Origin of the sequence: Corynebacterium phocae, from assembly GCF_008693075.1 — a bacterium.
In the GTDB taxonomy this organism is placed as follows: domain Bacteria; phylum Actinomycetota; class Actinomycetes; order Mycobacteriales; family Mycobacteriaceae; genus Corynebacterium; species Corynebacterium phocae.
Genome location: NZ_VXKJ01000054.1, coordinates 1 through 12,373, shown reverse-complemented (window position 1 = coordinate 12,373; position 12,373 = coordinate 1). Strand labels below are relative to the sequence as shown.

The following is a 12,373-nucleotide window of genomic DNA, read 5'->3' as shown; positions in this document are numbered from 1 at the left end:
TTCAAAAAGAAGTTAATCAAATCTCTAAAGAACTTCGGAGTAGAGATACTTAGCCAGCTTCACGAACAACGGCGCGGAAAGGCAAGGTTTATGTCTTCCGCGCCGTTCTAGGGCGAGGAAGTATCTGGCATCGTAGCTAAATACCCCCAGGGCCACAATGGAACCTAGAACTGTTTAATCTCTCGCACAGGAAAAGAACCACCGGCTACTGCGGGGAACCGTTTATTGCTTACTGCCTGATCACTTTTTGTGGTTGTGAGTTGGTGGTGGTTTTGCTACCGCGGGGCTTCGCCCCTTGCTGGCCATCGGATACCGCTTCGCAGTATCCGATGGATTTTTCTTGCGCGGGGTGTGCTGGGGCGCTTTGGTGTTGCTTTCGTGGTCTTGGTTTAGCTCATTTTAGTTCACGTCCAGCTTGTCGTTGTGGCTTTGGTTGCTGGTTTTGCGGCTTGTTTCGCTGTGGTGCTTCTTGTGGGCTGATTTTTCTTGGTACATTGGCACTAAAGTGCTTCGCGGTGGTTGCGGGGGCGGTTCTGGCTTGGTTTGAGGAGGTGATCGAGGTGTTGACTATTGCGAAGATGGGCGCGCATTCGGTTGCCTATTATGAGTCCACGGTGGAGGGGGAGCCGGGGGCTGATTCGTACTATTCGGAAGCTGGTTCTAGCCCTGGGCGGGCGTGGGTTGTGGCGAGTACGCGGGAAAGTTTTGCGGAAGTCTCGAAGCGTTTGGGCGTGGTTTCTGGTGAGTTTTTGCGCGGGGGCGCGGTGCAGGATTGGTTTAACAAGGTGGTTGCGCCGAGCGGGGAGCGGTTGGGCAGGGCGCCGGGGGAGAAGAGTGTTCCGGGGTTTGATTTAACGTTTTGTGCGCCGAAGTCTGTGTCGGTGTTGTGGGGGCTAAGTGATGATGAAGCAGTCCGTGCGGTCATTGATAGTGCGCACAATAAGGCGGTGTCGGCAGCGTTGGGTTATCTTCACGAGCACGCGGGCTATACGCGTAGGCAAGACCCCACGGTAAAAGAAAAGCGGTTGATTATTGAGAAAGTTCCGGCGCTTTCTGGTGTGCGTTATGAGCACAGAACGTCACGCGCGGGAGACCCGCACATTCATTCGCACGTGCTTTTGGCGAACCGGCAGGTGTGCCAGGACGGTAAAGTTCGCACGCTAGATTCCAAGGGTATTTTCCATGAAGCGCGTGCTGCGGGAATGATTTATCAGGCAACGTTGCGCGAGATTTTGGCCGAGAACTTAGGTGTTGAGTGGGGGCAGCGTAGTAATGGTTGTGCGGAAATTGCTGGGCTTGACGATGAAGAACTGATCAAAAGATTTTCCACACGTGCGCAGGAAATTGATCAGTGGCAGCAGGCTAACGGGTTGGAGGTGCGGGGTGGTTATCAGCGTGTGGCGCAAAAGATTACTCGCCAAACCAAAGATGTGGCGATCGCCATCGAGGAGCTTTATGAGCGGTGGTTGAGTAATCCGTTTGCGAAGCAGGTGCAGCGGTTTGCGCGGTTGTTGGGTGGTTGTAAGCCGCAGCTGCGCGCGGGGGAGGACAAGCACAGGGAGCAGGAGTGGCCTAGTGCTGAGGAGATTTTGGGTGCGGTTGTTGACGAGCGTTCGACGTTTACGCGTGCTGATGTGGTGGAAAAAGTCGCTGAGCTTTTGCCGGTTGGTGTGGTGGCTAGTGAGAAGTTGGCGGAGGTAGTTGAGGGGCTTGCTACTGAAGCGTTGGCTCATGCTGATGCGTGGGTGGTGACTCCGGAGAAGTCGCGGGCGGTTGATAACACCGAGCGTGAGGGTGCGCTTCGGTTTACGACTAAATCGGTTGTCTCTGAGGTGTCGGGCATTGTCAGAATGGCGAGTTCGGTGACGCATAGGGGTGTCAATGCCAGCGCTATTGTGCCGATTGAGGGGGTGTTGTCGCAGGAGCAGGCGGACGCTATGCGCACGGTTGTTCAGTCGAGTTATCGGGCGAGTGTGGTTGTTGCTCCGGCTGGTGCGGGTAAGACTTCTTCGCTTAAGGCTGCGCGTGAGGTGTGGGAGAACGCCGGTAAGACCGTGATTGGTCTTGCGCCTACGGGTAAGGCTGCTGATGTGATGGTGGGCGAGTCGGTGGCGCATGAGTCCATGACGATTGCCAGGGCGCTTGGTCGTGACGAGAAGGTTAGGCCGAGGGCACGCGCCCGCGCTTTGGGGTGGGATAGTTCTACGGTTGTCGTTGTTGATGAAGCGGGCATGGTGGCAAGTCCGGATATGTACGCCATTATGGCGACTGTTGAAGCTGCTGGTGCGCGGGTGGTGTTTGTGGGGGATCCGTGTCAGTATTCGGCGGTGAAAGCCAGGTCTGGGGTGCTTGCGACTTTGGCGCGTGAGTTGCCAGACGCGGTGGAGCTTACCGAGGTCTTTAGGCAGCGCAGTGAGCAAGAGCGTGAAGCGTCTAAGTGGCTTCGCAGCGGGGAGCAGGAACTTACCGAAAGGGCAGCGCAGTGGTACGCAAGAAATGGGCGACTGCACGCCGGGTCAGTGAGTGCGATGTTAGAAGACGCGTTAGCCGGGTGGGAAAAAGATACCGGCCAGGGCAAAGACTCGCTATTGGTGGCGGCTACTGGCCAGCAGGTACATGCGCTTAACACGGCAGCGCAGAAGATACGCGCTGGTCGTGGTGAGCTGGACATGGACGCGTGGGCGGGCCTATCGGACGGTGTGGATTGCTACGTGGGCGATATGATTTTGACCCGCAGAAATGACTACTCACTTACTACCAACGCCGGTGACGTGGTGCGCAACGGGCAACGCTGGATTGTTCAAGACATTACCGATACTGGGGCAGTTGTTGCAGCTAGTGACCACAACCCAGAGGTCACAGTGACGCTACCGGCTGAGTACTTACAGGAGCACACGCAGCTTGGCTACGCGTCTACTGGGCATTGTGCCCAGGGCGCGACCGTGGATATAGCGCGTGTGGTGGCAGGTGTGGGCAACCTAGACCGGGCAAGTGTGTATGTGCCTATGACCCGTGGGCGTGAGGGCAACTGTTTGTATATTGCCGAGGTGCAGCCAGGCGATAGCGATACCGGCCACGGCAACACGACCCCGGTTAAGCGCCGGGAGTCAGTCGAATACGCGCGCGATATTTTAGCTAGTGCTGCCAGCAGAGATAGGGCAGATCACACCCCGCAGACGGTGTATGGCCATGCCCGTATGGAATGGGAGCTAGGGCGTTTTATCAACGGGAGCGGGCGCGATGTGTTTGCCGGCACCGAGATGGACAAGTTCATGCAGTGCAGCGAAAAGAATAGGGCTAGAAGATTTGCCGAGTATGGACTCAAAGGGCTGCCAGGGACACGACAAGATGAGTTCCCGAGGTTTACCCACTATGACCTCACCGAAAGCCGCAAGCGTTCATCTGGTGTGCATGAGCGCTACTACTACGTCCGCCGTGACCTAGAAAGCATTGAGCGGAATATAGGGTATGCCCAATCAGAACAAGAGCGGGTGGAGAAGAAGATTCGTGAGCTGGACGCAAAATTTGAGCAGCTAGGAAAGTTCTCCCAGTGGCGAAAGGAAAAGGAGTATAAGCGCACCCGAGAGCACCTATATGGCGAGTGGGAAAAAAGTACCGCTGCGCTTACAGAACTAGAAAAGAAATACCAGCGCGCTAAGGACAACGCTGAACCGCTACGGGTAGAAGTCGAGGGGCTAGACGCAGAAACGGCAGTCATCGAGGAGTATCTCAACAAGCAGCGCAATCTTCCCGCCCGCCCGCTAGGAGGTGAAACCCTAGGCTTTGACTGGGATCGTGAGTACCGCCAGCGCAATGGTTCGACCCCCTGCCCACCCGAGGGCATAAGTCTTGCCGGGCTAGTTAAAAAGCACCTCAACGACCAACGTATCGATCTAGGCGAGAACTACAGACACCCCCAGGAGCGCATGAGTCTTCGCGAAAGACTCGCCCAGGAATCACGCCAGCGTGGCAACGACAGTCAGGACTATGACTTTGGCGATCGGCCGGTTGAGGAAATGACACCTCAGGAACGATTCGATCTACAGATGAAAAGAGAACAAGGCCCGGACTACGACATGGACGATCGGCCGGTTGAGGATATGACCGCTCAAGAACTACTCGATCTACATTGGAGAAAACAATCACGGTATCCATCAGGTGAAAGCGAGCAACAAGCCTGGGTTATGGGCAACAACAATGACGGTGGATTAGAGCTATAACGTGGCGGAGTTTCTCCGCCTGGTTTGGCTTATGTGCTGGTAGAGTCAACAACGTTATGGCGTTATAGCGCTTTAGCGTTGTTGAGGGCAAGGGAGGAAAAGCAGTATGCGGATAGCGTTCGTGCACACCAAAGGCGGGGTGGGAAAGACTACTGGTGCGGTGTTGTTGGCAGCAGCAGCCCACGCGAGGGGGCTAGCGGTTGAAGTCTTTGACGCAGACCCCCAAGGGTCAGCTACCCGGTGGGCAGAGGTAGCTAGCGCCACCGGTGACCCGCTGCCGTTTCCTATCCGGCCGGTGACCGCGCGGGTATTGCGTAGCGCACCTGTTGTAGACGGCTGGCAGATTGTCGATACTCCGCCAGGGACAGCAGCAGAGATACAGGCAGCTATCGACACTGCCGACCTGGTGATAATTCCTACCCACCCCACCCCGATAGACATCGATCGTGTGTGGCCAACCCTAGAGACTGTCGAGCACCGCATGACTGGGGTGCTACTTGTTGGAGTCCAAGAACGCAGACGGCTCTACCGCGATACCCGCGAAGTCTTTGAGTCCCAAGGCGTGGCCACGTTCTACAACTTCATTCCTGAGCGCGAAGCCCTTAAAGCCGCATTCGGCACCAACCCCACCGAACTATTTACATTCCCCGACATCTGCCAAGAGATTCTAGACATTGAGGAGATGGACTAATGCCCCCGAAGAAAAAGACCAACCAGATTGCAGCCACCATCAGAAAGCCCGCGAAAGCCACCGACACCCCGCGCACGGTACGCAGCACCTTAACTAGCCCCAGCGACCGAGAATTAAGCAGGCGCACCACCATCTACCTGACCCCAGAGACCTGGGAGGGGCTAAAAATCGCAGCAGCAAAGCACCACACCACCTTGTCAATGTTCATGGAACAACTAAGCCGCGACTACCTCAAGACCACCAAGCGCACATAACACCAAAGCGCTTTAGTGCTAAAGCACTAAAGCGTCATAGCGTTGTAACATTTCACCATTACAACACTAAAGCGTTGTAGTGTTTAGTGGGGGTAAGGGGGTGTTTTATTTTTGGTTTCACCCTATCTATGGTGCTTCTTTGCGTGTATAGATTGAAGGAATCTAGTTTCCCGTTTCTCACCTCTCTTAAGGAATATGATGAGATTTCTTTCTCGCAAGCTGTTATCCTTTGTGGCTTCTGGCTTATTAATTGGTATATATCCTGCATTAGCCGTTGCGCAGACTCCAGATATTTACTCTCCTGTCCAGGATATTTTGATACAGCAAGACTCTGAAAATGAACCGTTTTCTCAGTGGGGACTCCCAACGCCCCCGGGTGCTGAAGGCTATGAAGTTAATCAGGTTCAAGAAGAAGAAGACCTTAATCCTCAAGGTGAGAATGAATGGTACCCTACGAAGCATCCCAAAAAGCGACTAGTTGTCGGTCAGATGCGTTCGGATAGGGAAGAACTTCCTCATGGCGTTGATAAGGGCGAAGCTGATAAAGCAGAAATTCGTGAAGCTCAGCTGGCTGATCCTAATGCTCGTACGGTAAGTGCGCGCCGTGGTTGTGGTGTTTACTGGCCGTTGAATTTTCAAGTTTGTGGCGCTATTAAAACGAAATATGACAGTATCGGTGGCCCTACCAGCTTTCTTGGTTTCCCTAAGTCTAATGAACTGACAAACCCTGACAGGGTAGGAAAGCGTTCTGAATTTATTAATGGATATATTTACTGGCACCCCTCTACTGGTGCGCACACGGTAAGCCTTCCGGTATCCGTTGTTTGGGCTCGGCATGGTTGGGAAAAAGGATTCCTAGGGTATCCCATTACTAGTGACATTCCACAGGGAAATGCTTGGTACAAGCAGGACTTCCAAGGGGGACATGTTTACACTCACAATGAGCTTCTTCCTACGCAAGCCAGTATCCAAGGCGCTATCTATGACAAATGGCAATCCATGGGTGCCCAAAACAGCAAACTTGGCTATCCCATCAGTGATGAATTGACAACCCCTGATGGGATTGGTCGTTATAACGTTTTTGAAGGGGGCATGATCTATTGGACTCCTCAGACTGGAGCACATGAGGTATTAGGACTTCCTCTCCAGCTTTGGGCTTTTGGGGGCTTCGAAGGTTCAAAATGGGGCTACCCGACCGGTTCACCAGTAAATTCTCCTGATGCTCCAGTGGCGGTTAGGCAATCGTTTGCTAAGGCGGATATGGACATACGCCGCGAATTCGAAGAAGCAGGAGAGGTAAATGTGGGAGGTAAGCCGGTAAATAAACTTCTTATGGAGATGCTTCAGCTAAACCCCAACTCGTCCATCTTCAACCGTAATGAGATGCAGTCAAATATTAGAGCTAGTAAATGTGCTCTTAAAGACTCAACACGAAGTGAATTCGGTGGAGTGACGATACCGTCAAATTATGATTACTGGGGATGTCTCCCGAATTGGCCTATCAGGGATGGGATCCGTCGTCATGACTACTGTTCTCATTCTCCGGACAAGATGGTTAGTGTGGGAAGAACAGCAGAATTCAGTGGTGCTTGTGCTAGACATGATATGTGCATGGATAAAGCTGATGATAATGGGAATGGCTACGGAGGATGCAACAGCGATCTTTACGCGAACATGGGGGGCGTCTGCCGTTCAGTTTACGGAATTGGCGCTCTCGTGAATGGATGTCAAAAAATGCGTGAAGTGTATTGGACTGTTGTTACAGCATGGAATTACGATAATCTATAAGGATATATAATTGTTTAGATTAGCTACAAACTTGTCCAGTGATATGAAACTAAGGGAAGGGTTTAATTTTTCTACCTTCTCCTCGGCAATGATGATTTGGGGAGTCCTCGCAGTCATCATTGGTATCCCGCTTATTATTGTTGCTTGGAAGAATAGAAATAGCGCCACAAAGTCGCGGGTATTCCTCGGTGTGCTATTGGCTGTCCTTGCTGGTTTTGTTTCTTTCACTGTATGGCTTAGCTGGAATAGTAGGGCCGGAATTGCGGATGTGATTTTGCGCTACGGAATGCCTTACCCGGCAATCTGGCAGGTGGTCGCCTGTGGGTTGACGGTGATTATTCTCAGTGGCTTGGTTATCTACAAGCTTGCCGATAGTTGGGCGTGGGTCCCGATGGTTTCCTTTTTTACCGCCATGGGTCTCGCCATTGCTTATACTGCAGGTGTCTCATACGGCCCTCCTTCACAGGAAGGGATAGGAGTTATGCTTTCCTTCATTGGAGTTGGAATGCTGACAACCCTGACCAACCTGGTATTCGTCGCTATAGCCCTAAAAAAGAGGTCTTCTCTGAAGTAAACCCGCTTTTCCATAAGCATCTCTAATTGCATTAGGGACGCTTATTGGGGTTTAAAGTATCTCCGCTTCAGAATTGAAGCGTTATATCCTGTAGATGTTAAAACGCTAAGGTGTTATAGCGCTTTAGCGTCTTAGTGTTGCGTCGGGTGTTGGGGATTAGGTGAAACGCCCAGTGTGGTGGGGGAAGAAAGTTACATTGGTGTTATTCTGGCGGGTAATCAAATAAAAAATGAAGGCCACCAGGTTGACCGCCTGATGACCTTCGCTTATCACCCAGTCTATACCTGGGAGAAAGCACTGCCCATGAGTTTAGCGAACGTACCGCAGCAACGCACCTTCACCGTCAAGCGTGTTGGAAGACGTTCCCTCCGTGCTGACTGGGGAGGTCTAGACGATACCCCAGCCGGAATCCTAGAGCGGGACGATTTAGCAGCTCACCTAGGCAAAAAGGTGATACACGCGTCTGTAGACCGAGATTTTAAAAAGTCCTACACCACCACAAAAAACGCAGACGGCAGCGGATACACCACCAAGCCCCGCTACTACCGCCTAGACTCCGAAGCCCTAGGCAAGTGTGAATACGCGGTACTGACCTCCAAGCAGCACGCTGCGGTGATGGTCATAGATATAGACCAGCCAGGCACAGAGGGCGGGCACCCGTCTAATCTGGCACCGTCAGTGAAAAAAGTTCTCGCCCAGCTAGTAGACGCCCACATTGGACCATCTTGGGCAGGGATTAACCCACAAAGCGGGAAAGCACAGCTGATATGGCTCATAGACCCCGTGTACGCAGACGAGTCTGGAAAGTCTAGGCACATGGACTTACTAGCAGCCACCAGCCGAACACTAGGCCAGCTACTAGACCACGATCCAAACTTTGCCCACCGCTTTAGCCGCAACCCGTTCTACACCGGTAAATCACCTACCGCCTATCGTTGGTACTTTCAGCACAAGAACGTAGTCCACTTAGGGATATTTTTAAGGCAGTTACGCGATATGGCAGGACTAGACCAGCACGAAAAGACCCCACAACGCTTCGACAGTGGGCGCGACCTTATCAATGCTGCCAAAGCCCGCCGTGAGCAAGCAGAAGCCTTTAAAGCCCTGGCACAGGACGTAGAAAGCGAACTAGGCGACCGCCTAGACAAATACGACCAAGAACTCATAGACGGCGTGCGCGTTCTATGGATTACCCCACCAACTACCAACGCCCACGGCGAGCACGTACCCGGCACCGCAGCCAGAGACGAAACCGCCTTTAGGCACGCACTCAAAACAGGCCACCGGCTTCGCCAATCAGGGCAGCGACTCAAAGACGCACCGATTATTGACGCATACGAACACGCCTACAAAATCGCCCAAGCCCACGGAGCAGCAGGGCGAGCAGAAGACATGCCCCCCGCAGCAGACCGACTAACCATGGCAAGACGCGTACGCGGATACGTCACTACCTCCACAAGCCCGGTCTACAAAGCCCACAGCACAAGCGAGAAAGCCACCAGCAGCGAACGCAAAGCACTAGCCACCCTAGGACGCAGGGGCGGAAAGAAGACCGCAGAGCGCCTAAAAACCGACCCCAACGGCGACTACGCCCAAGCCCAACGCCAAAAACTCGCAGAAGCAAACAAACGTAGGAAGTTGGCAGGCAACGAAACCCGCGCGAGGGTCTTAGCTGTCTATGCTGCCGAGCTAGCCCAGACCGGCAAGGCGCTTACAGGCGCGGCTATTGGACGCGAATTAGGTATAACTCGCAAGACCGCAAACGCTCATTTACGGGCGCTTAGGGTTGTGGGGCTAATCGACTAAAACGTGTAACCCGCCGGAAGCAATATACGGTTCCCCCGGCGGTAGCCGGGTGGTTACTATTTTTCATTAGAAAACCTTTAGTAGTAGGGGGTGTTTCTTCCTAGGGGAAGTGCCTACCTAAGAGGGGTTGGTGAGTGTTTGGGTAGGGGTGGTTGAAAAAAGTTTCCTCCCATCTTCCCCGCGCGGAGCGCGCCACTGCATACAGGCGTTCGTAGGTGGCCGTGAGAGTGGTTAAACACAGCCAGGGGTACAAACGGGGAAGTCGGCCGGGGTGTGTGACGGCTTAGGCGGGCGTGTAGCGCGTTGTGGTTGGGGTGCTTGCGGTTTGGGCGTGGGCTGTTAGACTTAAGCCACAACAGCAGGTTTACAGATTTTGTGGGCGTGCTGAAGTAGTAAAAAATAACCCCAACCGGGGTTTAGCCGGTTGAGGTTATCGAGCCTTAGAGGCCCTGGTGAAGGATCGCTGCAACGAACCTCACCATTGCGGCCGCAAAGTTAAGCACTCCGCTTGCCACATTTAGGATTGTGAGTCCTGTGGCAGCGGGGTTTTCTTTTTTGCGACCGGGTGTGTCCCTTGAGTGTTTACCCATGGGAATCACCTCCCTTTTGTCGTAGGGCTGTCCACTCGCCTAACAGGCGCGCAGAGCTAGCCCACGTCTACGCGCGAGCCTTAACCGCGCACCGACGAGGGAGCCACTTTAGACACCACATCAAGAAGTGCCTTTCGTGAACCGTCTTTCACGCTATCAGGAAGAAGAAACATTTAGCGGGTGCCCTGGAGAGTAAGCGTGTTCGCAAGTATGGACGGACTGTTTCCTTTTGGCTTTAGGGCATTGGTTAATCGGTCAAGCCCACGGCGCAGCAGGGCGACCAGAAGACATGCCCCCGTAGCAGACCGACTCACCATGGCAAGACGCGTACGCGGATACGTCACCACCTCCACAAACCCGGTCTATAAAGCCCACAACTCAAGCGAGAAAGCCACCAGCAGCGAACGCAAAGCACTAGCCACCCTAGGGCGCAGAGGTGGCAAGACCGCAGCCAAACGCTGGCAAGACCCCAACAGCGACTACGCACAAGCCCAACGCCAAAAACTCGCAGCAGCAAACAAGCAGCGGGAGAGGAAAGGTGAGCTATTAGAAACACGGGTAAAAATGCATATCTTGGACGCACGCGCCCAGGGGCTTGCAGCCCCGACTACTAAAGAGCTAGCTAGCGAGTGCGGTGTGTCGGTTGCACGGATTAAACAGGTGCGTAAAGCGTTTGGAATGAGCGCGGGTAGAGGACGGCCTAAAAAAGGATAATGCCGGAAGCAATATACGGTTCCCCGGCGGTAGCCGGTGATTACTATTTTTCACTTTAAAACTTTGATTTGTAGAGAGGTTAGAAACCTTGGTTCTAGGGGTTGATGAAGTAGCAGGGATAGGGGTTCCTGGTTGAGACGTAGGGGTAAGTAGGGACGGAAGAAACCGCCTGGGTTTGGTTGTGTGAACGAGGGCTTGCGGGGATAGGTGGGCAGGCGTTGAGCTTTTTATCTGAGACGAGGGGGGAGACAACGACCCAGCCGGGCGCGGAAGCTATCCCTCGCTACTCTGCACACGGGGTGATGGTTAGACCGGCAGGGGCTTACGCCCCCACACCCCGGCTGCTGATGGGGGCGCGCCCCCATGCCCCCAACCCGTGGCGGGCGCGGGATTTAAAAGCGCGGTTTTACGGCCACCAGGGCGCTGCTGGAGCTCTTGAGAGTGCTTAAGAGGGGAACGAGTGCGCCGGGGAGGTTGAACGCCTTAAACGGGCGCGTAGCGTGGTCGTAAAAGTACCTTGCCATTTCCCCTGGTCGCACCGTGCGCCGGGTTTTCGGCGCACGGTGCGACCAGGGGAAATAGGAGCAGTTTTTACTACCGTAGGGTTGTGCTCCTTGCTGGCCAATTCGTAGAGACCCCATTCCCTGACATAAGCGCTCCGGCACGGTGGTTGTGCTGGGGCGCTTTGGTGGTCTTGGTTTAGTTCATTAGCCAAACGCTGGGTAGATACCCCGGGAGGATTGAACACCTTAGAAGGATATACAGTTCATTGCGTCTTGCTAATTTTTGAATTACCCCCGTTCTCGTTGTGCTTCAAATTGTTATCGAGTTCGCTTTTAGCGGGTAACCAGTGGTGAAAGTAGTTGATAGACAGTGACGAAGGAGATGAGGTTCTGATTTTGTAAAAAAATGGTCTACCCCCCCCCTTGTCGGTAGGGGAACCGTCTATTAGCGTGTGCTTCAAGTCACTATAAGGTGGCTAAATCCCGGAACTCAAGTTGCTGTTTAACAGCCCAAGCACCGAATGAAGGAAACATGAAGATACTAGCTCCTAAAACAGCTATTGCAGCTTTGTCTATTGCAGTAGTAACAGCCCTCTCCCCACATGCATATGCGAGCGAAGTAAATGAAGGGGAGTTTACGGTTCTGGAGGCTGTTGCTCCAGCACCAGGCCAGAACTCCAATGGCTACGCTCCGCGCAGTGCAGATGGCGGATCGTGGGCACCGGGTGGCGTAGGTGCGACCAACTGGCTCTATGTAAAAGGCCGTGGGTTGAATGTAAAAACTGCGGCTGTGGCATACTTCCCAGGTAAAAACGTTGTTAACAACAACGCGTGCGTTGATAAATTTGAGATTGCCTACTATAAGAATGGGCGACGAGTCACCGAAACCGCTGGGGGGAACTGTGCTCCCGGCCGAGTTACACACACGTTTAGCCTTAATAAAAACCTAGATGCGCACAAGCCTTTCTGTGGTCGAGTTCGTGTTGGTAGTACCTGGGGTAACTACGCATGTGTCAATATTAAACCGTAGGGATGTGATTGGTTTTATGGAAATCCTCGTTATTGGGGCTACTCTTTTAATTCCCGTTCTTATAATTTTGCTTGCTTTTAAAGGAGCACAGATGCTGATTAATCTTCAAAAAGAAGTTAATCAAATCTCTAAAGAACTTCGGAGTAGAGATACTTAGCCAGCTTCACGAACAACGGCGCGGAAAGGCAAGGTTTATGTCTTCC

Annotated in this window: 7 protein-coding genes; all 7 read left to right on the top strand. The window is 53.2% G+C overall.

Annotated elements, in window-relative coordinates; genetic code table 11:
• Nucleotides 1–560 precede the first annotated feature (560 nt).
• Complete coding sequence (gene mobF / locus F4V58_RS12370) at nucleotides 561–4,220, top strand: MobF family relaxase (protein ID WP_150385835.1); 3,660 nt, start codon at nucleotides 561–563, stop codon at nucleotides 4,218–4,220.
• A 106-nt stretch (nucleotides 4,221–4,326) separates the two neighbouring features.
• Nucleotides 4,327–4,911 (top strand): ParA family protein, encoded by a 585-nt coding sequence (locus F4V58_RS12365; protein WP_075736780.1) that lies wholly within the window; start codon nucleotides 4,327–4,329, stop codon nucleotides 4,909–4,911.
• A complete protein-coding gene (locus F4V58_RS12360) occupies nucleotides 4,911–5,165 on the top strand; it encodes a hypothetical protein (RefSeq protein ID WP_075736778.1) in 255 nt (84 codons plus the stop codon). Before F4V58_RS12365 ends, F4V58_RS12360 begins: the two co-directional genes overlap by 1 nt.
• A gap of 195 nt (nucleotides 5,166–5,360) precedes the next feature.
• Complete coding sequence (locus F4V58_RS12355) at nucleotides 5,361–6,953, top strand: LGFP repeat-containing protein (RefSeq protein WP_075736776.1); 1,593 nt, start codon at nucleotides 5,361–5,363, stop codon at nucleotides 6,951–6,953.
• A 43-nt stretch (nucleotides 6,954–6,996) separates the two neighbouring features.
• Nucleotides 6,997–7,527, top strand: a complete 531-nt coding sequence (locus F4V58_RS12350; RefSeq protein ID WP_157105786.1) for a hypothetical protein — start codon at nucleotides 6,997–6,999, stop codon at nucleotides 7,525–7,527.
• Nucleotides 7,528–7,830: 303 nt separating this feature from the next.
• Complete coding sequence (locus F4V58_RS12345; protein ID WP_084559846.1) at nucleotides 7,831–9,333, top strand: replication initiation protein; 1,503 nt, start codon at nucleotides 7,831–7,833, stop codon at nucleotides 9,331–9,333.
• Nucleotides 9,334–11,672: 2,339 nt separating this feature from the next.
• Nucleotides 11,673–12,170, top strand: a complete 498-nt coding sequence (locus F4V58_RS12340) for a hypothetical protein (RefSeq protein WP_150385833.1) — start codon at nucleotides 11,673–11,675, stop codon at nucleotides 12,168–12,170.
• Nucleotides 12,171–12,373: the final 203 nt, after the last annotated feature.

What these genes read in the sequence shown, in the direction of transcription:
- F4V58_RS12365 (WP_075736780.1), top strand. Translation starts at nt 4,327, where the DNA reads ATGCGGATAGCGTTCGTGCACACCAAAGGCGGGGTGGGAAAGACTACT.
- F4V58_RS12360 (WP_075736778.1), top strand. Translation starts at nt 4,911, where the DNA reads ATGCCCCCGAAGAAAAAGACCAACCAGATTGCAGCCACCATCAGAAAG.
- F4V58_RS12355 (WP_075736776.1), top strand. Translation starts at nt 5,361, where the DNA reads ATGATGAGATTTCTTTCTCGCAAGCTGTTATCCTTTGTGGCTTCTGGC.
- F4V58_RS12350 (WP_157105786.1), top strand. Translation starts at nt 6,997, where the DNA reads ATGAAACTAAGGGAAGGGTTTAATTTTTCTACCTTCTCCTCGGCAATG.
- F4V58_RS12345 (WP_084559846.1), top strand. Translation starts at nt 7,831, where the DNA reads ATGAGTTTAGCGAACGTACCGCAGCAACGCACCTTCACCGTCAAGCGT.
- F4V58_RS12340 (WP_150385833.1), top strand. Translation starts at nt 11,673, where the DNA reads ATGAAGATACTAGCTCCTAAAACAGCTATTGCAGCTTTGTCTATTGCA.